The organism is Fructilactobacillus sp. X3R5C2, from assembly GCF_059901175.1.
This window is the reverse complement of the sequence record NZ_JBWXVC010000001.1, coordinates 319,330-341,861: the sequence shown is the minus strand read 5'-3', so window position 1 is coordinate 341,861 and position 22,532 is coordinate 319,330. Positions and strand designations below refer to the sequence as shown.

Annotated in this window: 38 protein-coding genes; 1 reads left to right on the top strand and 37 read right to left on the bottom strand. The window is 37.9% G+C overall.

Features of this window, described 5'->3' with window-relative positions; genetic code table 11:
* Positions 1 to 22: 22 nt before the first annotated feature.
* From pcrA to AC6UD4_RS01780, 3 genes are all read right to left on the bottom strand, one after another.
* Positions 23 to 2,287: a DNA helicase PcrA gene (pcrA, locus tag AC6UD4_RS01790; RefSeq protein WP_500693571.1), complete on the bottom strand. Its 2,265-nt coding sequence runs from the start codon at positions 2,285 to 2,287 to the stop codon at positions 23 to 25.
* An 88-nt stretch (positions 2,288 to 2,375) separates the two neighbouring features.
* Positions 2,376 to 3,509 carry an ATP-grasp domain-containing protein gene (locus tag AC6UD4_RS01785; protein WP_500693570.1) on the bottom strand — a complete coding sequence of 378 codons (1,134 nt, stop codon included), beginning with the start codon at positions 3,507 to 3,509 and terminating at the stop codon, positions 2,376 to 2,378.
* 30 nt (positions 3,510 to 3,539) lie between these two features.
* The gene (locus AC6UD4_RS01780; protein WP_500693569.1) at positions 3,540 to 4,151 is read right to left on the bottom strand and encodes a glycoside hydrolase family 73 protein; all 612 of its coding nucleotides are present in this window, start codon (positions 4,149 to 4,151) and stop codon (positions 3,540 to 3,542) included.
* 119 nt (positions 4,152 to 4,270) lie between these two features.
* Here AC6UD4_RS01780 and AC6UD4_RS01775 point away from each other — a divergent pair, with 119 nt between their 5' ends.
* Positions 4,271 to 4,582, top strand: coding sequence for a DUF2187 family protein (locus AC6UD4_RS01775; protein ID WP_500693568.1), 312 nt, complete (start codon positions 4,271 to 4,273; stop codon positions 4,580 to 4,582).
* 28 nt (positions 4,583 to 4,610) lie between these two features.
* Here AC6UD4_RS01775 and AC6UD4_RS01770 read toward each other — a convergent pair whose 3' ends face one another.
* The 34 genes from AC6UD4_RS01770 to rplD all read right to left on the bottom strand — a co-directional run bounded on the left by AC6UD4_RS01770 (position 4,611) and on the right by rplD (position 22,520).
* Positions 4,611 to 5,192: an ECF transporter S component gene (locus AC6UD4_RS01770; RefSeq protein ID WP_500696540.1), complete on the bottom strand. Its 582-nt coding sequence runs from the start codon at positions 5,190 to 5,192 to the stop codon at positions 4,611 to 4,613.
* A 66-nt stretch (positions 5,193 to 5,258) separates the two neighbouring features.
* On the bottom strand, positions 5,259 to 5,651 hold the full coding sequence (rpsI, locus tag AC6UD4_RS01765) for a 30S ribosomal protein S9 (RefSeq protein ID WP_010022758.1): 393 nt from the start codon (positions 5,649 to 5,651) through the stop codon (positions 5,259 to 5,261).
* Positions 5,652 to 5,664: 13 nt separating this feature from the next.
* Positions 5,665 to 6,108 (bottom strand): 50S ribosomal protein L13, encoded by a 444-nt coding sequence (gene rplM / locus AC6UD4_RS01760; RefSeq protein ID WP_500693566.1) that lies wholly within the window; start codon positions 6,106 to 6,108, stop codon positions 5,665 to 5,667.
* A gap of 119 nt (positions 6,109 to 6,227) precedes the next feature.
* The gene (gene truA / locus AC6UD4_RS01755) at positions 6,228 to 7,028 is read right to left on the bottom strand and encodes a tRNA pseudouridine(38-40) synthase TruA (RefSeq protein ID WP_500693565.1); all 801 of its coding nucleotides are present in this window, start codon (positions 7,026 to 7,028) and stop codon (positions 6,228 to 6,230) included.
* Positions 7,029 to 7,811, bottom strand: a complete 783-nt coding sequence (locus AC6UD4_RS01750) for an energy-coupling factor transporter transmembrane component T family protein (RefSeq protein ID WP_500693564.1) — start codon at positions 7,809 to 7,811, stop codon at positions 7,029 to 7,031.
* Between the two features lie 13 nt (positions 7,812 to 7,824).
* Positions 7,825 to 8,688 (bottom strand): energy-coupling factor transporter ATPase, encoded by an 864-nt coding sequence (locus tag AC6UD4_RS01745; protein WP_500693563.1) that lies wholly within the window; start codon positions 8,686 to 8,688, stop codon positions 7,825 to 7,827.
* Complete coding sequence (locus AC6UD4_RS01740; protein ID WP_500693562.1) at positions 8,667 to 9,500, bottom strand: energy-coupling factor transporter ATPase; 834 nt, start codon at positions 9,498 to 9,500, stop codon at positions 8,667 to 8,669. Before AC6UD4_RS01740 ends, AC6UD4_RS01745 begins: the two co-directional genes overlap by 22 nt.
* A gap of 175 nt (positions 9,501 to 9,675) precedes the next feature.
* The gene (gene rplQ / locus AC6UD4_RS01735; RefSeq protein WP_500693561.1) at positions 9,676 to 10,059 is read right to left on the bottom strand and encodes a 50S ribosomal protein L17; all 384 of its coding nucleotides are present in this window, start codon (positions 10,057 to 10,059) and stop codon (positions 9,676 to 9,678) included.
* Positions 10,060 to 10,077: 18 nt separating this feature from the next.
* Positions 10,078 to 11,028, bottom strand: a complete 951-nt coding sequence (locus AC6UD4_RS01730) for a DNA-directed RNA polymerase subunit alpha (RefSeq protein ID WP_500693560.1) — start codon at positions 11,026 to 11,028, stop codon at positions 10,078 to 10,080.
* Between the two features lie 61 nt (positions 11,029 to 11,089).
* Positions 11,090 to 11,479, bottom strand: coding sequence for a 30S ribosomal protein S11 (rpsK, locus tag AC6UD4_RS01725; RefSeq protein ID WP_010022745.1), 390 nt, complete (start codon positions 11,477 to 11,479; stop codon positions 11,090 to 11,092).
* A gap of 24 nt (positions 11,480 to 11,503) precedes the next feature.
* A complete protein-coding gene (gene rpsM, locus AC6UD4_RS01720; protein ID WP_500693559.1) occupies positions 11,504 to 11,866 on the bottom strand; it encodes a 30S ribosomal protein S13 in 363 nt (120 codons plus the stop codon).
* A 30-nt stretch (positions 11,867 to 11,896) separates the two neighbouring features.
* Complete coding sequence (gene rpmJ / locus AC6UD4_RS01715) at positions 11,897 to 12,016, bottom strand: 50S ribosomal protein L36 (protein ID WP_010022743.1); 120 nt, start codon at positions 12,014 to 12,016, stop codon at positions 11,897 to 11,899.
* 26 nt (positions 12,017 to 12,042) lie between these two features.
* Positions 12,043 to 12,261, bottom strand: coding sequence for a translation initiation factor IF-1 (infA, locus tag AC6UD4_RS01710; RefSeq protein WP_010022742.1), 219 nt, complete (start codon positions 12,259 to 12,261; stop codon positions 12,043 to 12,045).
* Positions 12,262 to 12,366: 105 nt separating this feature from the next.
* Positions 12,367 to 13,026, bottom strand: coding sequence for an adenylate kinase (locus AC6UD4_RS01705; RefSeq protein WP_500693558.1), 660 nt, complete (start codon positions 13,024 to 13,026; stop codon positions 12,367 to 12,369).
* Between the two features lie 13 nt (positions 13,027 to 13,039).
* Positions 13,040 to 14,356 carry a preprotein translocase subunit SecY gene (secY, locus tag AC6UD4_RS01700; protein ID WP_500693557.1) on the bottom strand — a complete coding sequence of 439 codons (1,317 nt, stop codon included), beginning with the start codon at positions 14,354 to 14,356 and terminating at the stop codon, positions 13,040 to 13,042.
* Positions 14,356 to 14,787 carry a 50S ribosomal protein L15 gene (gene rplO, locus AC6UD4_RS01695; RefSeq protein WP_500693556.1) on the bottom strand — a complete coding sequence of 144 codons (432 nt, stop codon included), beginning with the start codon at positions 14,785 to 14,787 and terminating at the stop codon, positions 14,356 to 14,358. Before rplO ends, secY begins: the two co-directional genes overlap by 1 nt.
* Before the next feature lie 31 nt (positions 14,788 to 14,818).
* Positions 14,819 to 15,001 carry a 50S ribosomal protein L30 gene (rpmD, locus tag AC6UD4_RS01690; protein ID WP_500693555.1) on the bottom strand — a complete coding sequence of 61 codons (183 nt, stop codon included), beginning with the start codon at positions 14,999 to 15,001 and terminating at the stop codon, positions 14,819 to 14,821.
* Positions 15,002 to 15,018: 17 nt separating this feature from the next.
* The gene (gene rpsE / locus AC6UD4_RS01685; protein WP_500693554.1) at positions 15,019 to 15,522 is read right to left on the bottom strand and encodes a 30S ribosomal protein S5; all 504 of its coding nucleotides are present in this window, start codon (positions 15,520 to 15,522) and stop codon (positions 15,019 to 15,021) included.
* Between the two features lie 21 nt (positions 15,523 to 15,543).
* Positions 15,544 to 15,900: a 50S ribosomal protein L18 gene (gene rplR / locus AC6UD4_RS01680; RefSeq protein WP_500693553.1), complete on the bottom strand. Its 357-nt coding sequence runs from the start codon at positions 15,898 to 15,900 to the stop codon at positions 15,544 to 15,546.
* Between the two features lie 32 nt (positions 15,901 to 15,932).
* A complete protein-coding gene (gene rplF / locus AC6UD4_RS01675; RefSeq protein ID WP_500693552.1) occupies positions 15,933 to 16,472 on the bottom strand; it encodes a 50S ribosomal protein L6 in 540 nt (179 codons plus the stop codon).
* Between the two features lie 28 nt (positions 16,473 to 16,500).
* Positions 16,501 to 16,899, bottom strand: a complete 399-nt coding sequence (rpsH, locus tag AC6UD4_RS01670) for a 30S ribosomal protein S8 (protein ID WP_010022729.1) — start codon at positions 16,897 to 16,899, stop codon at positions 16,501 to 16,503.
* Between the two features lie 32 nt (positions 16,900 to 16,931).
* Positions 16,932 to 17,117: a type Z 30S ribosomal protein S14 gene (locus AC6UD4_RS01665; RefSeq protein WP_010022727.1), complete on the bottom strand. Its 186-nt coding sequence runs from the start codon at positions 17,115 to 17,117 to the stop codon at positions 16,932 to 16,934.
* A gap of 11 nt (positions 17,118 to 17,128) precedes the next feature.
* On the bottom strand, positions 17,129 to 17,671 hold the full coding sequence (gene rplE, locus AC6UD4_RS01660; RefSeq protein WP_500693551.1) for a 50S ribosomal protein L5: 543 nt from the start codon (positions 17,669 to 17,671) through the stop codon (positions 17,129 to 17,131).
* Positions 17,672 to 17,700: 29 nt separating this feature from the next.
* Positions 17,701 to 18,009 carry a 50S ribosomal protein L24 gene (gene rplX, locus AC6UD4_RS01655; RefSeq protein WP_500693550.1) on the bottom strand — a complete coding sequence of 103 codons (309 nt, stop codon included), beginning with the start codon at positions 18,007 to 18,009 and terminating at the stop codon, positions 17,701 to 17,703.
* Positions 18,010 to 18,040: 31 nt separating this feature from the next.
* The gene (rplN, locus tag AC6UD4_RS01650) at positions 18,041 to 18,409 is read right to left on the bottom strand and encodes a 50S ribosomal protein L14 (RefSeq protein WP_039144780.1); all 369 of its coding nucleotides are present in this window, start codon (positions 18,407 to 18,409) and stop codon (positions 18,041 to 18,043) included.
* 50 nt (positions 18,410 to 18,459) lie between these two features.
* Positions 18,460 to 18,726, bottom strand: coding sequence for a 30S ribosomal protein S17 (gene rpsQ, locus AC6UD4_RS01645; protein ID WP_039144781.1), 267 nt, complete (start codon positions 18,724 to 18,726; stop codon positions 18,460 to 18,462).
* Between the two features lie 29 nt (positions 18,727 to 18,755).
* Positions 18,756 to 18,950, bottom strand: coding sequence for a 50S ribosomal protein L29 (gene rpmC / locus AC6UD4_RS01640; RefSeq protein WP_010022719.1), 195 nt, complete (start codon positions 18,948 to 18,950; stop codon positions 18,756 to 18,758).
* Entirely contained in the window at positions 18,940 to 19,374 is a 435-nt protein-coding gene (rplP, locus tag AC6UD4_RS01635) for a 50S ribosomal protein L16 (RefSeq protein ID WP_500693549.1), read from the bottom strand. The genes rpmC and rplP overlap by 11 nt, the downstream gene beginning before the upstream one ends.
* Positions 19,375 to 19,376: 2 nt before the next feature.
* On the bottom strand, positions 19,377 to 20,042 hold the full coding sequence (gene rpsC, locus AC6UD4_RS01630) for a 30S ribosomal protein S3 (RefSeq protein WP_500693548.1): 666 nt from the start codon (positions 20,040 to 20,042) through the stop codon (positions 19,377 to 19,379).
* A gap of 11 nt (positions 20,043 to 20,053) precedes the next feature.
* A complete protein-coding gene (rplV, locus tag AC6UD4_RS01625) occupies positions 20,054 to 20,404 on the bottom strand; it encodes a 50S ribosomal protein L22 (protein ID WP_010022715.1) in 351 nt (116 codons plus the stop codon).
* A 16-nt stretch (positions 20,405 to 20,420) separates the two neighbouring features.
* Positions 20,421 to 20,702 carry a 30S ribosomal protein S19 gene (gene rpsS, locus AC6UD4_RS01620; protein ID WP_010022714.1) on the bottom strand — a complete coding sequence of 94 codons (282 nt, stop codon included), beginning with the start codon at positions 20,700 to 20,702 and terminating at the stop codon, positions 20,421 to 20,423.
* Between the two features lie 44 nt (positions 20,703 to 20,746).
* On the bottom strand, positions 20,747 to 21,586 hold the full coding sequence (gene rplB, locus AC6UD4_RS01615; RefSeq protein ID WP_500693547.1) for a 50S ribosomal protein L2: 840 nt from the start codon (positions 21,584 to 21,586) through the stop codon (positions 20,747 to 20,749).
* Positions 21,587 to 21,609: 23 nt separating this feature from the next.
* Complete coding sequence (gene rplW / locus AC6UD4_RS01610) at positions 21,610 to 21,897, bottom strand: 50S ribosomal protein L23 (RefSeq protein WP_500693546.1); 288 nt, start codon at positions 21,895 to 21,897, stop codon at positions 21,610 to 21,612.
* A complete protein-coding gene (gene rplD, locus AC6UD4_RS01605) occupies positions 21,897 to 22,520 on the bottom strand; it encodes a 50S ribosomal protein L4 (protein ID WP_500693545.1) in 624 nt (207 codons plus the stop codon). Before rplD ends, rplW begins: the two co-directional genes overlap by 1 nt.
* Positions 22,521 to 22,532: the final 12 nt, after the last annotated feature.

Below are 22,532 nucleotides of genomic sequence, written 5' to 3'. Positions count from 1 at the left end.
CTTAAACAATCTTAACACTCCCTTACTTAATCGATTGAATTTTTGATATGGGTGCAAATGCAGCTAATAGACGTTTAATTCCTTTTTCTGGAAAGGCAATGTCAAGTTCCATATCTTCACCAGTTCCATTAATTTTAACAACAGTTCCAGTTCCCCACGCCTTGTGTTTGACTTTATCACCAATATTCCATGCCTTCTTGTCAGCACCAGTTCCTTTAGGCTTTTCGACTCGTTTGTTAGGTCGATGATATGGTTCACTAAAGGCTCGATTGGTTCGTTTATTATACTCACTACTGGTGTCAAATGGAGTTTTAGGTCCATTCGGAATTGAACTTTCATTATCCAATACATCCGAATTAATTTCATCCATAAATCGTGACTCGGGATTATTTTGCATTCTCCCATATAACATTCGTGAATATGCATTTGTCATATAGAGTTTGGTCTGAGCCCGCGTAATTCCCACATAGGCTAACCGTCGTTCTTCTTCTAACTCACTTTCCTTTTCAGTAGCTCGACTAAGAGGAAAAATTCCTTCTTCCATCCCAACCATAAAGACGACCGGAAATTCAAGTCCCTTAGCAGCATGCAAAGTCATTAAAGTCACCTGTTTGGCCGATTCATCAACATCGTCTTGAGCCGATACAAGGGCCAGATCCGCCAAAAAATCTGTCAAACGACTATCACTACTACCAGTCTGTTCATCATACTTTAAATCAGAATCTTTTGTGACAGAAAGAAATTCTTCAATATTCTCAATCCGTGTCTGTGACTCCAGTGAATTGGTTTTCTTTAGATCAGCCATATATCCAGATTGATCCAAAAGTGCTTCGGTAATTTCCGTAACGGTCATATCCTTTTGCTTTTTTTGAACGTTTGATATGACATTAGCAAAATTAGCAATGGCATTTCGAGCACGACTGGAGATATTATTGGCCAAGTCAACATTTTGAGATGCTTCTAGTAGACTCCATCCATTATCTGCTGCAAACATTCTCAACTTTTCCACACTCGAACTGCCAATTCCACGCTTAGGAACGTTAACAACCCGTTCAAAACTTAATGAATCACTGGGATTAGCAATGAGAGTCAAATACGAAAGAATGTCCCGGATTTCCTTACGGTCGTAGAATTTATGCCCACCAACCATCGTGTACGGAATATTTGATTTCAAGAAGGTCTCTTCGATTACACGCGACTGGGCATTCGTCCGGTACAAGACCGCAAAATCATTATAAGAATAATGATGTTTACTGACCTCATCTTTAATCTTAGACACCACGTAATGGGCCTCACTAGCCTCACTTTGAGCACGATAGTACGTTACCTTTTCGCCAGTATCATTTTCCGTCCACAAATTCTTATCTTTTCTCTCGGCATTGTTTTGAATAACGTCGTTTGCGGCACTTAAAATATTCTTAGTTGAACGATAATTCTGTTCCAGTTTCACAACGTGTGCATTTTTATAGTCATTTTCAAAATCCAAGATATTATTCATGTTAGCACCACGCCAACCATAAATGCTCTGATCAGCGTCACCCACTACACACAAATTTTGATACTTTTTGGCAAGCATTGATACTAATTTATACTGTGCTTCATTGGTATCCTGATATTCATCGACATGGATGTAATGAAACTTATCTTGATAATAATTCAAAACCTCTGGATATTGTTTAAACAATCTAATCGTAAGCATAATCAAATCATCAAAATCGACAGCTTGATTTTCTTGAAGTCGCTTTTGATATTCGAAATATACCTGTGAAACCACTTCTTCAAATGGACTGTTAGCTGAATGTGACTTTTGATAATCTCGTGGAGTCTGTAAATTATTCTTAGCGTTTGAAATGGCACTTAAAATAGCCCTTGGATCATTCTTTTTCGGGTCTAGATCTAAGTCTTTTAAAATTCGTTTTACAAGGGTCTTTTGTTCTCCTGAATCAGTGATAGAAAAAGCACGATTATAACCTAATTTATCAATGTCACGTCTCAAGATTCTCACGCCAAGTGCGTGAAAAGTTGATACCCAAACATCGTCACCACCGACGCCAAGTAATTTACTAACACGTTCCTTCATTTCGCGAGCAGCTTTGTTGGTAAATGTAATCGCCAAAATATTCCATGGCATCACACCTTTTTTCTCAATTAGATAAGCAATTCGATGAGTGAGCACCCTGGTCTTACCACTTCCAGCACCAGCCATAATCAAAAGTGGACCTTCAGTTTGTTCTACCGCCTCTTGTTGCTTATCGTTCATTGTCTTTAGTAGGTCTGTCTTTGACACGTTAACCAATCCTCTCGCTTTGTAAATCCATCATTAATTATAGCAAAATAGAGCCGACAAATTGCCGACTCTTCAATTTTAATAACATTTAATTTTTGGTCCAAATTCCTGTATTCACAATTCGATTAAACGTCTCTTCGACCGAATTGGTTGGAATTAAAATCACTCCAACCACATCATCATCACGTGCATTACTGTGATAATTAAAATAAAATTGCCAGTTTGGTTGAAGGATTCGTTGTCTAAGAACCTGTTCATATTGCTTTTTCGTAAACAAACGAGCAACCACATCACTAATCTTATTAATCTTAGCTAATGGCAACCCTGAAATGGCCCGAAGATGTTGATCATACTCGCTGATATCAGTAGCTAAATTAAACAAAAAACCGGCATTATTAACGGTTGGATCAATGTTTGTAACGTAAATGTTTTGATCAGCCGTTACACCGAACGATACCTCAAATGAACCAACGTATTTAACATTTTTGCCAATTTGATTAACAATTCTAATCATTTCGTTAATAACGTTAGAATCTGTTTTGGAAGTATCAGTACTTACCGTTTGGAGCATGTTCCCTAAATAACTGGTTTTAACGGCGGGAAATTGTTGTAAATCTTCTTTTACTGATTTAGTAGCAATAATTGCGTATTCGAAACGGTAAGGAACGTAAGATTCCAGTATATATGGACCCCTTTTTAACATATCAGAAGCAAGTGCAATATCATTTGATTCGTTAATAACTAGTTGTTGGTTATTAGTCATGTGTCGCTGAATTGGCTTTAAAATTGCAGGATATCCAATTGAATCAATTGCTTGATAGATATCTTCCAAGTTAATAATAGTGACGTATGGTGACGTATTGACGTTAATTTGATCAAAAAAGGCCCTTTCCATCACACGGTCCTGACTAATCTCTAAAAGGGATTCGCCTTGAGGAACATAAGTATACTTTTCGATTTCACTAATAACCTGAGGATCAATGTCATTTGAAACGTATGTAACTAAATCACACTTCTCAGAAAATTCCCTTAAAGTATCAACATCATTAACGTCACCTGTAAATGCGTAATCAGATTGTCTAGCGATCTCGCTATCTGAATTAGAACTATAGGTGGCGATTTTTAATCCCGCGTCGCGGGCCACGTTAACTAGTTGCGTACTACTAAAATAGTCACCAATAATTCCAATTGTGCTTCCTGGGTAGAGTAATACTGAATCCATAGTTTAACCTCCAATAAATCTTTTGCTACATCATTGTTTATCGTATTGATTAAGATGATACTTTTTAATGATTTTAATTATTTTGTCTGCATAAGCCGGGTCTGTTGCATATCCATCGGTACTGAGAGCCTTGGCAGAATCAACGTAATTGTCCGCCGACACAACTTCTTTATATTGCATGGGGTTCCAGTCTGTTCCATGAGCTAGTAAAACAGCATGATCTTCAATTGACTCATCCCAATTATCGTAAACGCGAAAACTTCCGTGAACCATTGCGGGTGATCCACTCGTATATTCAGTCGTGTCCAAAGTGACACTCTTTTGTCCAGCACCCGCTTTAACACCAAAAAGATTATTATACTTTGAAGCCAAAGTACTCTGGCCCCAATCTGATTCTAAAATAGCCTGAGCAAGGGTAATGCTAGTCAAAATTTTATACTTCCGTTGCATCTCAACTGACTTCGGTAAAATCTTGTTGATAAATTCCTTATGTTGAACACTAACATTATTTTGTTCATACTGCGGGTTAAAATGAGAATTGCCTAAAATCATCACAGCACCAACGAACATGACTAACAGGATTAGCACGGTCAGGACATAAGCAACTAACTTATTTTGCTTTTGCTTCTTTTTCCTAGCCAAACTAACCCTCCTTACAAATAAATTTACTGTTTAAATTGTACTACAAAAATGTTAAAAATTGACAAATGTTAATTATTCGTTTATATTTCATTAGTTGAATACAATTGGAGGTGGTCAGTTTGGCAAAGAAACACGATGAACAAACGGAGACCGAAAAATCACCCTTTGAAGTTGGCGATGAAGTATCGTTTAAACTTGAAAAGAATGATTTTACTGGTTATATCGATAAAGCTTACAATAATGCCTTTTTGATTACATTTGAATCTGATGATCCAGAAATAATTGATAAGTATCATAACAAGACCGTTATTAATCACAAAGATCTTAAAATGATTAAGCAAGCTCCACGAATTCAAAAAGATCCTGATGAGGGACCAGATGACGATTCAAAACAAGATGGTGACAAAAAATCATCGGACGCATCAAAGTAACAAAAAGCAGATCGTAATGATCTGCTTTTTATTTTTGGATTACTTTATCTAACGAAATAATGATAATTGGACAAACAATTGCTGTAATAATCATTTCTATCAGACCATTGGTTCCAACTACCCCTAATAAGGCATAGATAATTTTGTCAACACTCACATGGTATAGGATTGGAGCTTGCTTTCGATTAAAAATATAAATAAATAACAGCACTAAAATTGTATTGGTCATGGAACCCAAAGCGCATGCAATCACAAGTGAAAGCTTATTATTAAGTAATTTTTTTAACCATTTGTAGGAAAAGTAAGCAACTACCGGAATTAGGGCCCGCGGTAAAATGGCCGTAATCGGATTCTCAAAGACAAGTGGAGCAATTGGACTAGTAGGCCACGTAAAGGCCCTGACAAACACAATTACACCCCAGAGCGTGCCAAGAATAAAGCCATCCTTTAAACCAAGCACTAAGGTTGCCACAATCACGGTAATTGGAATTAACGTAATGCTTAGTGGACCAACCGGAATATATCCTAAAATAGGAACAAAATTTTGAATCAAAATAATGGCAATAAAAACTGACAAAATTGCAATATGATAATTTCGTGTCTTTTTCATTTTAAATTCACCCATTTAATAAAAAAGCGCTCATGCGGACATGAGCGACAAAATATAATCTTCTGATTAACGTTTTGAGAATTGACCAGCCTTACGAGCTTTCTTAAGGCCGGGTTTCTTACGTTCCTTCATACGAGGGTCACGTGTTAATAAACCAGCCTTCTTGAGGGATTCTCTAAAGTCTGGATCAACTTCAAGTAAAGCACGTGCAATTCCTAAACGAACAGCACCAGCTTGTCCTGAATATCCACCACCATTAACGTTAGCTAATGTGTCATAGTTACCAAGTGTCTCAGTAACATTGTATGGTTGTAAAATGATTTCTCTTAAATTAGGAAATGGAATGTAATCTTCAACATCTTTGTCATTGATTACAACTTTTCCAGTACCTGGTACTAAGCGTACACGAGCAACTGAATCTTTACGGCGACCTGTGCCGGTATATTGTACTTTAGCCAATTGTGTTTCCTCCTTAAATTAGGTTCTTAATATCAAGAACTTCTGGTTTTTGAGCTTCATGAGTGTGATCTTCACCTGCATAAACGTGAAGTTTTTTAGCGATTTGACGACCTAATGTACCGTGAGGAAGCATACCTTTAACTGAAGTTTCGATAAGTCGATCAGGCTTCTCTGCTCTCATTTGACCAGCAGTAATTGACTTAAGTCCACCAATGTAAGATGTGTGGTGATAATAAATCTTGCCACTAGCTTTCTTACCAGACAATGCAACTTTAGATGCATTGATTACAATAACATTGTCACCTGTATCTACGTTTGGCGTAAATGTAGGTTTGTTTTTTCCGCGTAAAATAGAAGCAACGACACTTGAGAGACGACCTAATTCAACGCCATCTGCGTCAATAACGTACCACTTGCGATCTACTTCGCCGGGTTTAGCCATATATGTTGTATGCACTTTTAATTCCTCCATGTTTCCGTGTTTGTTCGACACCTAATAAGTTTCCGGGGCTTATCGTGGGGCAAACAATACCAGTTACAATAGTACTAACATTTCTTCTGAAAGTCAAATTCATTTTAATCATCTGGATGATGTTTTCGTTTTGAATGTTTTGGATCATCTCCTGGATAATAAACCTTTTTTAAGTACAATCCATTAGCTGGCATTGTTAAACGTGCTTCGTTTCGATCCTTCACTTTGAACAATCGTTGGATATCATGAACTGGCCGCTTTCCCCGTCCAATCTCCATCAGCACCCCAACCATAATCCGAATTTGATTATACATAAAACCATCACCATAAAACTCGAACTGCATCTCATTAGTAACTTTATCTAAGTTAGCATCAACCGAGAAAATTGTACGAACCCGACTCCCCTCCTTTGCACCAGAAGCAACAAAAGACGAAAAGTCATGTTTGCCAACGTAATCATGAATGGCCTCTTCGATCCAATCGAAATTAACGGGAAAACGCCAATGAGCAGTATAATTTCTTTTAAATGGATTGGTAAAGCGCCCTAAATCCAACCGATACAAGTACTTTTTCCCCGTTACATCATAACGAGCATGAAAGTCAGCATTAACCTTTTGCACACTTATTATTTCAATATCCAAGGGACACATACTGTTTAACCCCTTTAACATACTTTCCTCACCTAAATCATAGGGAAAGTCAAAATGGGCAACCTGACCTAGGGCATGAACACCTGCGTCAGTTCTGCCAGATCCATAAAGTAAAACATGCTTGCCACTTTTTTGGGCCATTTTGTTAATAATATTAGTTAAAGTTCCCTCCACCGTTCGCTGCTTGGGCTGCGTTTGAAAGCCAGCAAATTTAGTCCCATCATATGCAAATGTAATTTTATACCGAGTTTTCATCTAATTCCTCACTAAAATAATTACAACCGTTAAAACCATCATGACCCCTAAAGCAACCCAATCAAGGACCGTCCAAGAGACGAGCTGATAATGAGTTCGCTTGACCTCATCAGAATATCCACGAGCTTCCATGGCATCTGCAAGGTGTTCAGCATGACGAAAAGAAGAAACAAACAAGGGAATAATCAGCGACACTAGGCTTTTAGCTCGTTTCATTAATTTGCCTTTACCAAAATCAACACCCCGTGCCCTTTGAGCATTCATAATGTCATTTAACTCATCGATTAGAGTCGGAATAAATTGAAGTGCAATTGAAACCATCATCCCAATCGTTTCAGTGGGAACTTTAACCCACTTAAGCGGTCTCAGAATCGTCTCAACACCAAGTGCAATCATCGATGGACTGGTCGTGATGGTCAAAATAGTAGCAATCGTGATAATAAGGACCAATCGAACAAATATCATGACCGCATTAATAATTCCCGATGAAGTGATGGAGATAAACCATAAATGAAAATAAACCGTTCCGCCATGGCCAAAAAACACTTGAATCAAGACCGTAAAAATAATTAGCCACAGAATGGGTTTGACCCCCTTTAGAAGCATCTTAATTCGAGAATGGGATAAGTATATCAGCACCAACGTAAAAAGCGTCATACATCCATAACTGACCCAATTATTGCACATCAAAATAAGCGTAATAATGATAACGGAGCCTAAAATCTTAAACGCTGGATTTAAACGATGAATGAATGAATTTCCAGGAAAGTATTTTCCAAACACAAATTGATCGATTCTACTTCACTCCACTTCGTTTTTGCGTAATTTCGTTAACAACTTCATCCGCTGTTAACGGAATCTTTTTTAATCTGATGCCTCGATTAATTAAATCATAGTATATCTGGACAGAATCAGGAAGCGCTAATGAATTTTGATCGATTAACTTGTAATTGCTGAATAATTCCCTAGGAGTTGAATCAGAACACACTTTTCCATCATTCATAACCACAACACGGGTAGCATTTTGTGCCACCACATCCATATCGTGAGTAACCATGATGATGGTTACTCCATTTTTGTTTAGTTGCTTGATAATCTTTAATATCTCGGTCTTGCCACTAGGATCCAATCCCACCGTCGGCTCATCTAAAATGAGAACGGTTGGATCACATGCAATCGTTCCAGCAATTGCGACCCGACGCATTTGACCGCCAGACAACTCAAAGGGTGAACGAGAATACAGTTCTTTACTAATGCCAACAATTGAAAGCGCCTGAATGGCTCTCTTTTTTGCAACTGCTTCATTTTCGCCAAAATTAAGTGGACCAAAAGATACATCTTTTAGAACATTATCTTCAAACAGTTGTTTTTCCGGAAACTGGAAAATCATCCCGACTTTTTTTCTGAGCTCACTTAGGTTATGGTTGTTAGTTTCACTGTTAATTTTGATTTTGCCAACGGTAACACTCCCCGAAGTCGGTTTCAATAATCCGTTAATCATCTGAACTAACGTTGACTTTCCGCTACCAGTTTTTCCAACAACACCCAAAAATTCACCCTTATTAATCTTTAAACTGACATTACTTAAAGCCTGTCTTTCTGATGGCAGACCGGGTTGATAGACAAAATCAACGTTACTTAAAATAATGTGCTTATCCATTGGCTCATCCCCTCATCATCCACGTACTTGTCAGTAATGTCATATCCTGCATCAAGGAATTTCTGCCTTAACTTCTCACTAAAGGGAAGATCTAGATCCATATCAGCAATTAATTGATGCTTCTGAAAGAAAGCACTTGGTTTTCCGTCAAATACAATTTTATTATTATTAAGTGCTAATATCCGATCGGATTTAGCCGTCACATTGATATCATGCGTAATGGAGAGAATTGTCATATTTTGTTTTTGATTTAATTTGTTGACAACTTGATGAATTTGTCTAGTAGCTAAAGGATCTAGCATACTTGTCGCTTCATCTAGAATTAAAATTTTAGGATCAAGCACAATTGCTCCTGCAATTGCGACCCGTTGCTTTTGTCCACCAGAAAGACTACTAGGAATCTCGTCTCGATATTCCCACATTCCTACCTTTTCTAACGCCGATTTAACTTTTGGCTTCATCGCTTCTCTTGGAACCGCCCTATTTTCAAGTCCAAACGCAACGTCACTTGCTACCGTGGCACCAACAAATTGATCATCTGGATTTTGAAAAACTAAGCCAATTGCTTTTCTTGTTTCGCGGTCATTACCATGAGAGTCCAACCTGATCCCATCTACCACAATTTCTCCCTCACTAGGAGTTAGAAGACCATCAACCAGTTTGGCAATGGTACTTTTACCACTCCCATTGCGACCGATTAATGAAATATATTCACCTCGTTCGCACTGAAAAGAGACATCATCTAATACCTTATGATCATCTTCATTATTATACCTAAAAGAAAGATTGGAAACATTAATGATTGGATTCATGGAATCAGCTCTCCTATTATTAAAATTATGTATAAAAAAATCACTAAAAGATTAAGGCGCATGGAGTTAACCACATTCAAGCTAGACTTGGAAAATCCATCATCGTAACACTTTATACCTTTAACCTTAGTGATTCCTATAGTGAAATATTTATTATTCTTAACAAATATCGAAATTATTCGACAAATTGCAAGATTACCATTGGTGCACCGTCACCACGACGAGGCATTGTTTTAAGAATACGTGTGTAACCACCGTTTCGGTCCGTATACTTTGGTGCTACTTCGTCAAATAACTTTTGTAATGCACTAGTTACTTTGATACTATCTCCGTCTTCTTTTACATCAGCAATGGTGTTTTGCAAGTAAGCTGCAGCTTGACGACGAGCATTCAAGTCACCCTTCTTGCCCAAGGTAACCATCTTGTCGGCTAATGATCTAACATCCTTAGCGCGAGCTTCTGTTGTTTTGATTTGACCGTTAACAATTAAGTCAGTAGTCAAATTACGAAGCAAAGCACGACGTTGAGCACTCGTACGTTGTAATTTGCGATAACTCATAACCGGATATCCTCCTTTTTAGTCTTCTTTACGTAAAGATAGTCCTAATGCTGCTAATTTTTCTTTAACTTCATCGAGTGACTTACGGCCAAGATTTCTAACCTTCATCATGTCAGCTTCAGACTTATCAGTTAATTCTTGAACAGTATTAATTCCAGCACGTTTCAAACAATTGTAAGAACGAACTGAAAGATCCAATTCTTCAATTGACATTTCAAGCATTTTTTCTTTATGGCTTTCTTCCTTCTCAACCATAACATTGGCATTCTTTGCTCTGTCAGTTAAATCAATAAATAATTGGAAATGTTGATTTAAGATCTTAGCTGCCAAACTAATTGCATCAGAAGGTGTAATTGAACCATTAGTCCAAACGTCTAACGTCAATTTGTCGTAATCATCACGTTGACCAACACGTGCATCTTCTACTTGATAATTAACACGTTCGATTGGGGTATAAATAGAATCAACTGGTAGAACACCAATTGGCATACCATCGTTTTTGGCTTTGTTTTCTTCAGCAGAAACGTAGCCGCGACCTTTGTTGGCAGTCATGTTCATGTGGAATGTAGTTCCGTCAGCAACCGTTGCAATGTGCAAATCCGGATTTAAAATTTCAACATCACTATCAGTTACGATATCACCTGCGGTTACATCGGCTGGTCCAGTTACATTAATACTCATTGACTTTGTTTCATTGTCATCTGAGTTAATTTTCAAATTAATCTTTTTAACGTTTAAGATAATTTGAGTAACATCTTCAACTACACCCTTTACAGTTGAAAATTCGTGTAGAACACCATCAATTTGGATGCTAGTAACCGCAGCTCCTGGTAATGAAGCCAACAAGACACGTCTAAGTGAATTGCCTAAAGTGGTACCATATCCTCTTTCGAGTGGTTCTACAACTATTTCACCATAGTTGTCTGTTTCTTCAATTTTGTGAATGTTTGGCTTTTCAAATTCAATCATTGTAGTCTCTACCCCTTTCAAAACGCATTGAGTAATTTAAAACTTTAACGTTCATTAAATATTAAACTCTACGACGTTTTGGAGGACGAGAACCATTGTGTGGAACTGGAGTTACATCACGAATTGCAGCAACTTCCAAACCAGTACTTTGTAAAGCACGAATAGCTGACTCACGACCAGATCCAGGACCCTTAACAGCAACTTCTACTGATTTCATTCCATGTTCCATTGCAGTCTTAGCAGCTGCTTCAGCAGCCATTTGAGCAGCAAATGGGGTAGACTTACGACTTCCACGGAATCCCAATGCACCAGCTGATGACCAAGCAATAGCATTCCCTTGAACATCGGTAATCATAACCAAAGTGTTATTAAAGGTTGAGTGAATGTGTGCTACACCAGACTCAACGTTTTTTCTTGCTTTACGCTTACGAGTATTTTTAGTTTTAGCCATAGAAACTGATAGCCTCCTTCTTTATTATTTTTTACCAGCGATTGTGGTTTTCTTACCTTTTCTTGTACGTGCGTTATTTTTCGTGTGTTGACCTCTAACAGGTAAACCGCGACGATGACGCATCCCACGATATGAACCGATTTCTTGAAGAGTCTTGATACTCATAGTAACTTCTCTACGTAAGTCACCTTCGATTGTGTAACCATCAAGAGCTTCTCTGATCTTATCTTCTTGATCAGGTGTTAAATCACGTACACGAACGTCTTCTGATACCCCAGCTTTTTTCAAAACTTGCTGAGCAGTTGTGTTTCCAACACCATAAATGTATGTTAACGCAATAACAATTCGCTTATCACGTGGTAAATCAACTCCGGCAATACGAGCCATTAAAGTCCACCTCCTATAATTTTAATTTATTTATTTTCCTTGTCTTTGCTTGTGCTTAGGGTTTACAGGGCAAACCACCATCACACGGCCTTTTCTCTTAATAATCTTACAATGTTCACACATTTTTTTTACTGATGGACGTACTTTCATTTTTTATAACCTCCTATATGAAGGGTTTACTTAAATCGATAAGTAATTCGACCCTTTGTTAAATCATACGGTGACATTTCAACGGTTACACGATCTCCTGGTAGGATCCGAATGTAATGCATTCTGATCTTGCCAGAAACGTGTGCCAAAATTTCATGACCATTTTCAAGCTCGACCTTAAACATTGCATTAGGTAAAGTCTCTGAAACCTTACCCTCAACTTCAATTACATTATTTTTAGACACGAATAATCCTCCAAAATTACTAAACTCGTAAGTATCACTTACAAATAGACATACAAACTATAATATACCACATCACTGACATTCCAGCAATCAAACGACAATTTACTAATTTAAATTGCTTAGAATTTTCTCAATGTCGTTACTAACGTCTGCAATATCTCGATCACCCTTAACTGAATGCAAAATGCCGCGATCCTTGTAAAAGTCAATTAAAGGAGCATTACTCTTTTCATTGATTTTCAGACGATTCTTGACAGTTTCAGGTTTATCATCACTTCTTTGATAGAAGACGTGAGCACCGCAAACATCACAAGTACCATCAACTATAGGTTTTTTATATAATTTATGATAAGTTGCGCCACAGTTTTTGCAGATGAAACGACCCGACAAACGTTTGATTAAAACACTTGGATCGACTTCAATATTAATAACTGCATTCAACTCTTTGCTCATTTTCCTAGTCATTTCCTCAAGGCTTTTAGCCTGATCAATGTTTCTAGGAAAACCATCTAACAAATAACCTTTGTCAGTATCAGGTTGTTTAAGACGATCCTCAACAATCCCACAGGTAACATCATTAGGAACTAATTCACCCTTATCGATGTATTGTTGAGCCTTAATTCCCATGGGAGTTTTGTTTTTCATTGCTGCCCTAAATATGTCTCCAGTTGAAATATGTGGAATCCCATATTTTTCAACAATGAATTCAGCTTGAGTACCTTTTCCAGCTCCTGGAAGACCCATTAGTAATAAATTCATTGACATTTAAATTCCTCCACTACTTGTTATCATCCGGAGTACTTTGAATAAATCCAACGTACTCTTTTCTCATCATTAATCCTCTAATTTGTTGAATGGTTTCAATAGCAACTCCAACGATAATCAAGAGGTTAGTACCACCTAGTCCAATTGATTCGTTTAAGTTCCAAACATTTTGTGCAATCAATGGGATTAGAGAAACAATACCCAAGAACAAAGCACCAACGGTACTAAGTCTCATCAACAATCGAGAAATATATAACTGAGTTTCACGACCAGGCCATACTCCCGGAATGTAGCTACCTTGTTTTTGTAAGTTTTCCGACAATTTCTGTGGATTAACTTGAACAAACGCATAGAAGAAAGTAAATACAACAATTAAGAAGGTGTAAAACGCAGCTCCAAGTGGGGTCTGCATGTTAAACAACTTACTTAAAAATTCATACCATCCGGATCCTTGAAAGTTTTTGGTGAAAAACATCAAAATCGTTTGAGGAGTGGAAATAAATGCACTTGCGAAAATAACTGGAATAACTCCAGCGACGTTAACCTTCAAGGGAAGGTAACTGCTGTCTGGTGAACCTGATGTTCTTCTAGTATATTGAATTGGAATTCTACGTTCAGCTTGTTGTACCCAAGTAACAAAGGTAACAATAATCAAAATTACAATAATCAAGGCAATAATGAAAAGAGCTGGCTTCCAAATTTCATTCATTGGTGTACCTTCAACGTATTGACGATAAACACTCATAATTCCACTTGGCATTTCAGCAACAATTCCAGCAAAGATGATCATTGAAACTCCCTGACCAATTCCTTTGTCAGTAATCATGTCGCCCATCCACGTAGTGAGCATTGTACCAGCAGTCAAAATTAAACCAATACTAATGTAAGTTCCCATTCCAGGGTTCTTAACTAAATGAAGACTACTCAAAGCATTAAATCCAGCAGTAATACCAATTGATTGGACAAATGCTAAAACAATCGTTAACCATCTTGTTACCTGATCCAATTTTTGCCTTCCGACTTCACCTTGTTTCCCCCATTCAACGAATCGAGGAACGATATCCATCTGAAGTAACTGAACAACAATTTGTGCAGTAATGTATGGTGAAACTCCCATTGCAAATAATGAGTAATTAGTTAATCCACCACCACTAAACATATTCAATACATTAACTAAACCTGAGGATGCAACACTTTGCAAAGCTTCCGCATTGATTCCAGGCACAGTAATGTAAGCACCTAAACGGAAAACTGCCAATATAAAAAGGGTAAATAAAATCCTTTTTCTAATATCTTTTTCTTCAAAGGCATTCTTTAAGGTAGTGAACATTAAATCACCTCAGCTTTACCGCCGGCATCTTCAATTGCTTTTTCAGCACTCTTTGAGAATTTGTTAGCTTTAACAGTGAGCTTCTTAGTTAACTTGCCATCTGCAAGAACTTTAACGCCATCATTTGAGCCCTTAATCATTCCAGCTTGAATCAATACATCTGGAGTTACTTCTGAGCCATCATCAAAATTATCTAAATCAGCTAAGTTAACGATCGCTAAAACTTTTCTGTTGAAGTTGGTAAATCCACGTTTTGGAATTTGACGGTATAAAGGCATTTGGCCACCTTCAAAACCAACACGAGTTTTGCCACGAGCCTTTTGACCTTTTTGGCCACGACCTGAAGTCTTACCTTTACTACCAAGACCACGACCTAAACGAGTTCTTGATGAACGTGAACCGTTAGCAGCTTTTAATTCATTTAACTTCATTGAATTGCACCTCCCTATCTTTTAAAGAATATTAATCAACTTGTTCAACCTTAATTAAATGAGCAATCTTGAATAGAGCTCCACGAGTTGCTTCATTATCAGGTTTAATAACACTACTATTTACTCGTCCCAATCCAAGGGCCTTAACAATCTTACGTTGTTTAGGGAGACGGTGAGCAGCACTATGAACTAAAGTAATCTTTAATTGAGCCATCTTCTAACCCCTCCTTATTATTCGGTTAAGTGATCTGATGAGACACCACGTAATGATGAAATTTCTTCAGCATTCTTAAGTTCCTTAAGACCTTCAAAAGTTGCACGAATTACGTTTACTGGTGTATCAGAGCCTAAACGCTTACTAGTAACATCGTTTACACCAGCTAATTCCATAACTGAGCGAACGGCACCACCGGCAGCAACTCCGGAACCTTCTTCAGCAGGCTTCAACATAATCTTTCCACCGCCAAAACGACCGATAACTTCGTGAGGGATAGTAGTTCCAACGATTGGAACTTCAATTAAGTTCTTTTGGGCACTATCAACGGCTTTTCTGATCGCTTCAGGAACTTCTTGAGCTTTACCAGTACCAAAGCCAACGTGGCCATTCTTGTCACCAACAACAACTAATGCAGCAAAACGTAGTCGACGACCACCCTTAACAACCTTAGTAATTCGGTTGATAGCAACAACGTTATCTTCTAAGTCCAGTTTGTCTGGATTAATAAACTTTGCCATGTGCGTTATATTCCTCCTTTTTTAAAATTCAAGTCCATTTTCACGTGCTGCATCTGCAAGGGCTTGTACACGTCCGTGATATAAGTATCCACCACGATCAAAAACAACATTCTTAACATTCTTTTCAACTGCACGCTTAGCAACTAAAGCACCAACGCTTGCGGCTTGTTCTGATTTGTTGTCTCCGGAAACTTCCTTGTCAACAGTTGAGGCACTAGCTAGCGTTACACCCTTTACGTCATCAATAACTTGAGCGTAAATGTTTTTATTAGAACGGAAAACGTTCAAACGTGGGCACTCAGCAGTACCAGAAATTTTACTTCTAACACGATTATGACGAACTTTACGTGTTTTATTCTTGTCTGGTTTGGAAATCAAAATAGTCACCTCTTATTTTTTATATTGTTAAATTACTTACCAGTCTTACCTTCCTTGAGGGTAATATGTTCATTTTCATATCTAATTCCTTTACCCTTGTAAGGTTCTGGTGAACGGTATGAACGAACTTCGGCAGCAAAATCACCAACATGTTGCTTGTTGATCCCACTAATGTTAATAGTAGTGTTATCTGGAACAGCTACGGTAAGATCTTCTGGAACTTGAACTTCAACGGGGTTTGAGTAACCAACGTTTAGAGTCAAAGTACTACCTTTTAATTGAGCACGATATCCAACTCCAACTAGCTTAAGTGTCTTGTGGAATCCATTTGTAACACCTTCAACCATGTTATTGAAGTTCGCACGTGTTGTACCGTGTAGGGCACGTTCTTTGTTGTCATACTTACCAGTTGGAGTGAAGTTCACTTCGTTACCTTTAACTTGCATTTTAATTTCTGGTGAAATTGTAGCATTTAAAGTACCCTTTGGTCCTTTAACAGTTACGTTAGTACCTCTATGATTTACTTCAACACCGTCTGGAAGATCAACAGTTTTATAACCAATTCTACTCATATTAACACCTCCAATTCTTTTTTAATTTTTACCAAACGTATGCTAATACTTCGCCACCGACTTTTTTGTCTCTAGCTTCTTTATCAGTAATAACACCATCTGAAGTTGAAATGATAGCAATTCCTAAACCGTTTAAAACTTTAGGAACATCATCTGATTTAACATATGAACGTAATCCTGGCTTTGAAATTCGCTTCAAACCAGTGATTACACGTTGATTATCTTTTCCATACTTAAGGTATACACGGATAACACCTTGTTTATCGTCATCGATGTATTCCACATCGCGTACAAAGCCTTCACGCTTCAAAATTTCGGCAATGTTTCTTTTGATTTTTGATGCAGGAACGTCAACTGAATCGTGTCTTGCCATATTGGCATTACGAATTCGAGTTAAAAAGTCTGCAATTGGATCTGTCATGGACATAAACGTGAAACCTCCTTTTCAGTTTTATTATTTTACCAACTAGCTTTTTTCATGCCAGGAATTTGACCCTTATGGGCAAGTTGTCTTAAACAAATTCGGCATAAGTGAAACTTTTGGTAAACCGCACGAGGTCGACCACAACGTTCACAACGAGTGTAATTCTGTGTTGAGAACTTAGCTGGACGTTCACTTTTTTTAATTAATGATTTTTTAGCCAATATTAAACCTCCTATTTAGCGAATGGCATTCCGAATTGAGCTAACAATTCATGTGATTCTTCATCCGTATTAGCGGTTGTTACAAGTACGATATCTAAACCTCTAACACGGTTAACATCATCGTAATTAATTTCTGGGAAAATTAGTTGTTCTTTGATACCCAATGTGTAATTTCCACGACCATCAAATGATTTGTTGCTTACACCGTGGAAATCTCGAACACGTGGCAATGAAACATTAACTAACTTATCCAAGAAGTCATACATTCTTTCTCCTCTTAATGTAACTTTGGCACCAATTGGCATTCCTTCTCTAAGACGGAAACCGGCAATTGATTTTTTAGCCTTAGTTACGATAGGCTTTTGTCCAGAAATTAAACTTAATTCATGAACCGCCTCATCAAGGTTTTTAGAATTTGTTACAGCATCACCAACACCCATGTTTAAAACGATCTTGTCAAGTTTTGGGGCTTCCATAACTGATGAGTAATCAAATTTCTTAACGAGCGTTGGGAGAATATCTTCTTTGTATCTTTCTTCTAAGCGAGCTGCCATGCGATTAATTTCCTCCTTTCAGTTCCAATCTAATCGATTGGTTTTTGTGATTTTTTTGAAATACGAACTTTTTTACCATCTTTAACCACGAAGCTTACTTTTGTAGGTTCGTTAGTAGATGGATCAATTAACATTACATTTGAAGCATCAATTGGAGCATCAACGTCAGCAATTCCACCTTGGGGATTGTCTTGTGAAGCTTTTTGATGTTTCTTGATCTTGTTGATTCCTTCAACAACTACACGGTTCTTAGCAGCAATGGTTTTAACGACTTTGCCGTCTTTACCCTTGTCTTTACCACTAATAACACGAACTTTGTCACCAGTTTTCAAGAACATAATCCTGGCACCTCCTTGTTTTCCAATAGTATTAAAGTACTTCAGGCGCTAATGAAACGATCTTCATAAAATTATTACTACGTAATTCACGAGCTACCGGACCGAAAATACGGGTACCTTTAGGACTCTTATCATCGTTAATCAAAACAGCGGCATTTTCGTCGAAACGAATATATGAACCGTCAGTTCTATGTGCAGCAGACTTAGTTCTGACTACAACGGCTTTAACGACGTCTCCTTTTTTGACAACGCCACCTGGTGTTGCTTGTTTAACAGTAGCAACAATCACATCACCGATACCTGCATATCTAACTCTTGAACCACCTAAAACTTTGATAGTCAAAAGTTCACGTGCACCAGAGTTATCAGCAACCTTTAAACGACTCTCTTGTTGGATCATGGTTAGTGTCCTCCCTTCAACTTAAAATCAGAATACGATAGATAAAAAAGCTAGATAATAACTGCCTTTTCAACAACGTCTACTAGACGGAAGCGCTTAGTCTTAGACAATGGACGAGTTTCCATGATGTCAACAATATCGTTAACTTTTGCTTCGTTATTTTCATCTTGAACTTTATATTTCTTAGAATATTTAATACGTTTCCCGTAAGTTGGATGAGTCTTGTAAGTTTCAACGACAACAGTAATGGTTTTGTCCATCTTATCTGAAACCACACGACCTCTGTAACTTTTACGTTCGTTACGTTCTTCGCTCATAAAGTATTAACCTTCCTTTCTATCGTATTCTATTTCTTCAGTTCTTGTTGTCTAAGTGCTGTCTTGATTCTAGCGATTGTCTTTCTGACAGTCTTCAATCTAGCAGTATTTTCCAATTGACCAGTGGCTAATTGAAAACGAAGATTAAACAATTCTTTCTTGTAATCTTGTTCCTTAGCCCGCATTTCATCAGTGGTTAATTCATTAATTTCTTTAGCCTTCATTTGATTCGCCACCTACTTCCTCACGTTTAATAACTCGGGTTCTAACAGGTAACTTCATTGAAGCTAAACGTAAAGCTTCTTCAGCAGTTTCTTTGGAAACACCACCAACTTCGAAAAGAACCTTTCCGCGCTTGACAGTTGAAACCCAACCAGCTGGGGTACCTTTACCTTTACCCATTCGAACACCGATACCTTTTTCAGTATATGATTTTTGAGGGAAAATTTTGATCCAAACTTTTCCACCACGTTTCATATAACGAGTCATGGCAACACGGCAAGCTTCGATTTGTCGGTTACTGATCCAATGTGAATCAAGTGCTTGCAAACCATAATCACCAAAAGTAACAGTGTTTCCACCCTTTGAGTGACCACGCAACTTACCTCTGTGCTGTCTTCTGAACTTAACACGTTTAGGTACTAGCATGCTTATTTCCCTCCTTTTTCAGTTTTTTCCTCCGGTTTATCGGGCAAAACTTCACCACGGTTGATCCAAGTCTTAACACCGATTTTACCGTAAGTAGTATCTGCTTCATTCCATGAATAGTCAATATCAGCTCTAAGTGTATGAAGTGGAACACTTCCGTCTGAATATCTTTCAATTCGTGTCATATCAGCACCATTTAAACGACCTGAAGATTGAACTTTAACACCCTTAGCTCCAGAACGCATAACTCTTTGCATTGCCTGACGCATTGCACGACGGAATGCTACCCGACCTTCAAGCTGACTTGCAACGTTTTCACCAACAAGATCAGCTTCTAAATCAGGTTTTTTAACTTCAACAATATTGACATGAACCCGACGTCCCGTCAATTTGTTTAATTCTTTACGAAGACTTTCAACTTCTGCTCCACCTTTACCGATAACCATTCCTGGCTTGGCAGTATGGATAGAAACATTAACACGTTTTGCAGCACGCTCAATGTCAACACTTGATACAGAAGCATCAGCGAGTCTCTTTGCTAGATAGTTACGAATTTTTAAATCTTCGTTTAAGTATGAAGCGAATTTATCGTCGTTAGCATACCATTTAGCTTGCCAACCACGGTTAACGCCAATTCGTAAACCATTTGGATTAATTTTTTGACCCACGTTTATCCCTCCTACTTTTCTGACACTACAATTGTAATGTGACTAGTTCTTTTGTTGATTGGTGAAGCAGAACCTTTAGCACGGGGACGGAAACGTTTTAAAGTTGGTCCTTCGTTAACATATGCTTCACTAACAACTAGATCTTGACGATCTAAATCAAAATTATTTTCTGCATTTGCTACAGCTGACATCAAAACCTTTTCTACAACTGGTGAAGCACCTCTAGGGGTGAATTTCAAAATTGCAGTAGCTTCTGATACGCTTTTACCTCTAATAAGATCTACAACAAGGCGAACCTTACGAGCGGCGATACGAACAGTCTTTGCAGTAGCTTTTGCTGATGTAACTTGTTGTTCAGCCATTGGTTATCCTCCTTGCTTAAACTGTTTTTTTATCTGCGTCGCCATTTCCATGTCCATGGAAAGTACGCGTAGGTACGAATTCTCCGAGCTTGTGGCCCACCATGTCTTCTTGAATGTAAACTGGGACATGTTTTCTACCATTGTAAACAGCAATGGTGTATCCAATAAAACTTGGGAAAATGGTTGAACGACGTGACCATGTTTTAATTACCGATTTTTTATCTTGATCTTTTTGTGCATCGATCTTTTTTAATAATGATTGATCGGCAAAAGGTCCCTTTTTTAAACTTCGACTCATTATGAAACCTCCTCTGCGATTACTCAATAAATAAATAATTCAGACTACATCTTTGAACCTTTACGGTGTCTAACAATAAACTTGTTTGAACGTGCTTTCTTTGATCTAGTCTTCTTACCAGTTGTCTTCTTATGCCATGGAGACAATGGACTTGGGTAACCAACTGGAGCTTTACCTTCACCACCACCATGTGGGTGATCGTTAGGGTTCATAACAGATCCACGTACGTGAGGTCTTTGACCACGGTAACGAGTTCTACCAGCTTTACCCCATACAACTAATCCATGTTCATCATTACCAACGCTACCAATAGTAGCTCGGCAAACTGAAAGTACCATTCTAACTTCACCAGATGGTAATTTAACTAATGCATACTTGCCTTCGTTACCAAGTAACTGTGCTGAAGCTCCAGCAGAACGAACAAGTTGTCCACCCTTGCCAGGTTTCAATTCAATGTTGAAGATGGTTGAACCAACAGGAATATCAGCTAATTGAAGGGTGTTACCAGCCTTAATATCAGCATCCTTACCAGATTCAACAACGTCTCCGACTTTTAATCCTTTAGGTGCAATGATGTATGATTTAATTCCGTCTTCATAAACGATTAAAGCAATATTTGCAGTTCTATTTGGATCATATTCGATGGTTTTAACGGTTGCAGGAACACCATCATGATCACGTTTGAAATCAATAAGACGGTATCGATGCTTGTTTCCACCACCACGATGTCTAACAGTCATCTTACCTTGGCTATTACGACCACCGCTATGAGCATTTGACTCAACTAAACTTTTTTCTGGCACGTTAGTAGTAATTTCACTATAGTCAATACTAGTCATATTACGACGGCCATTAGTAGTTGGTTTGTACTTTTTTAGAGCCACGTTATTTCCCTCCTATTCAAAGATTATTCTTCTGAGAAAATCTTGATTTCATCAGAATCGTTGGACAAAGTAACAATAGCCTTACGACGTTTCTTAGTACGTCCAACATATTGACCTTGTCTCTTTTTCTTACCTTTTACATTCATAATATTAACTTTAACAACTTTAACGTTAAAAATCTCTTCAACAGCATTCTTAACTTGAGTCTTAGTTGCTCGTACATCAACATCAAAAGTATATTTTTTGTCGTCCATTACATCAGTTGAAGCTTCAGTAACTACCGGACGTAAAATGATATCTCGTGCTTCCATTATGCGAGCACCTCCTCTACTTGAGAAAGAGCAGCCTTTGTAATAACAACCTTATTGTTGTTTAATACATCAAGTGTGTTAACACCTTTAGCATTAATAACTTGCACATTTTCGATGTTTCTTGCAGAACGTGCAGCATTTTCATTGTTATCTTCCAAAACTACTAATGTTTTAGTTGATGCGTCAAGTTTCTTCAAAAGATCTGATAAATCTTTAGTTTTTGGAGCCTTGTAGTCTAATGAATCTACTACTACTAAATCACCATTAGCAACTTTTTCAGAAAGAACTGACTTAACAGCTAATCTAGTAACCTTCTTTGGAAGGTGATATGCATATGAACGAGTAGTTGGGCCGAAGACAACTCCACCGCCAACCCATTGTGGGGCACGGATAGAACCTTGACGAGCACGACCAGTACCCTTTTGACGCCATGGTTTCTTACCACCACCACGTACTTTACCTCTAGATTTAACACCATTAGTACCTTGGCGTTGTGATGCTCTTTGCATTACGACAGTGTCATAAACAACGTTTTCATTTGGTTCAACGGCAAAAACAGCATCGTTTAAATCAACTGTTCCTTGTTTACTACCATCTTGTTTGTATAATGTTACGCTTGCCATCTACGGTTCCTC

What these genes read in the sequence shown, in the direction of transcription:
- AC6UD4_RS01785 (WP_500693570.1), bottom strand. Translation starts at nt 3,509, where the DNA reads ATGGATTCAGTATTACTCTACCCAGGAAGCACAATTGGAATTATTGGT.
- AC6UD4_RS01770 (WP_500696540.1), bottom strand. Translation starts at nt 5,192, where the DNA reads ATGAAAAAGACACGAAATTATCATATTGCAATTTTGTCAGTTTTTATT.
- truA (WP_500693565.1), bottom strand. Translation starts at nt 7,028, where the DNA reads ATGAAAACTCGGTATAAAATTACATTTGCATATGATGGGACTAAATTT.
- AC6UD4_RS01745 (WP_500693563.1), bottom strand. Translation starts at nt 8,688, where the DNA reads ATGGATAAGCACATTATTTTAAGTAACGTTGATTTTGTCTATCAACCC.
- AC6UD4_RS01740 (WP_500693562.1), bottom strand. Translation starts at nt 9,500, where the DNA reads ATGAATCCAATCATTAATGTTTCCAATCTTTCTTTTAGGTATAATAAT.
- rplQ (WP_500693561.1), bottom strand. Translation starts at nt 10,059, where the DNA reads ATGAGTTATCGCAAATTACAACGTACGAGTGCTCAACGTCGTGCTTTG.
- AC6UD4_RS01730 (WP_500693560.1), bottom strand. Translation starts at nt 11,028, where the DNA reads ATGATTGAATTTGAAAAGCCAAACATTCACAAAATTGAAGAAACAGAC.
- rpsK (WP_010022745.1), bottom strand. Translation starts at nt 11,479, where the DNA reads ATGGCTAAAACTAAAAATACTCGTAAGCGTAAAGCAAGAAAAAACGTT.
- rpsM (WP_500693559.1), bottom strand. Translation starts at nt 11,866, where the DNA reads ATGGCTCGTATTGCCGGAGTTGATTTACCACGTGATAAGCGAATTGTT.
- rpmJ (WP_010022743.1), bottom strand. Translation starts at nt 12,016, where the DNA reads ATGAAAGTACGTCCATCAGTAAAAAAAATGTGTGAACATTGTAAGATT.
- AC6UD4_RS01705 (WP_500693558.1), bottom strand. Translation starts at nt 13,026, where the DNA reads ATGTCAATGAATTTATTACTAATGGGTCTTCCAGGAGCTGGAAAAGGT.
- secY (WP_500693557.1), bottom strand. Translation starts at nt 14,356, where the DNA reads ATGTTCACTACCTTAAAGAATGCCTTTGAAGAAAAAGATATTAGAAAA.
- rplO (WP_500693556.1), bottom strand. Translation starts at nt 14,787, where the DNA reads ATGAAGTTAAATGAATTAAAAGCTGCTAACGGTTCACGTTCATCAAGA.
- rpmD (WP_500693555.1), bottom strand. Translation starts at nt 15,001, where the DNA reads ATGGCTCAATTAAAGATTACTTTAGTTCATAGTGCTGCTCACCGTCTC.
- rpsE (WP_500693554.1), bottom strand. Translation starts at nt 15,522, where the DNA reads ATGGCAAAGTTTATTAATCCAGACAAACTGGACTTAGAAGATAACGTT.
- rplF (WP_500693552.1), bottom strand. Translation starts at nt 16,472, where the DNA reads ATGAGTAGAATTGGTTATAAAACTGTTGATCTTCCAGACGGTGTTGAA.
- rpsH (WP_010022729.1), bottom strand. Translation starts at nt 16,899, where the DNA reads ATGTCCATGACAGATCCAATTGCAGACTTTTTAACTCGAATTCGTAAT.
- rplE (WP_500693551.1), bottom strand. Translation starts at nt 17,671, where the DNA reads ATGGCAGCTCGCTTAGAAGAAAGATACAAAGAAGATATTCTCCCAACG.
- rplX (WP_500693550.1), bottom strand. Translation starts at nt 18,009, where the DNA reads ATGTTCTTGAAAACTGGTGACAAAGTTCGTGTTATTAGTGGTAAAGAC.
- rplN (WP_039144780.1), bottom strand. Translation starts at nt 18,409, where the DNA reads ATGATCCAACAAGAGAGTCGTTTAAAGGTTGCTGATAACTCTGGTGCA.
- rpsQ (WP_039144781.1), bottom strand. Translation starts at nt 18,726, where the DNA reads ATGAGCGAAGAACGTAACGAACGTAAAAGTTACAGAGGTCGTGTGGTT.
- rpmC (WP_010022719.1), bottom strand. Translation starts at nt 18,950, where the DNA reads ATGAAGGCTAAAGAAATTAATGAATTAACCACTGATGAAATGCGGGCT.
- rplP (WP_500693549.1), bottom strand. Translation starts at nt 19,374, where the DNA reads ATGCTAGTACCTAAACGTGTTAAGTTCAGAAGACAGCACAGAGGTAAG.
- rplV (WP_010022715.1), bottom strand. Translation starts at nt 20,404, where the DNA reads ATGGCTGAACAACAAGTTACATCAGCAAAAGCTACTGCAAAGACTGTT.
- rpsS (WP_010022714.1), bottom strand. Translation starts at nt 20,702, where the DNA reads ATGAGTCGAAGTTTAAAAAAGGGACCTTTTGCCGATCAATCATTATTA.
- rplW (WP_500693546.1), bottom strand. Translation starts at nt 21,897, where the DNA reads ATGGAAGCACGAGATATCATTTTACGTCCGGTAGTTACTGAAGCTTCA.
- rplD (WP_500693545.1), bottom strand. Translation starts at nt 22,520, where the DNA reads ATGGCAAGCGTAACATTATACAAACAAGATGGTAGTAAACAAGGAACA.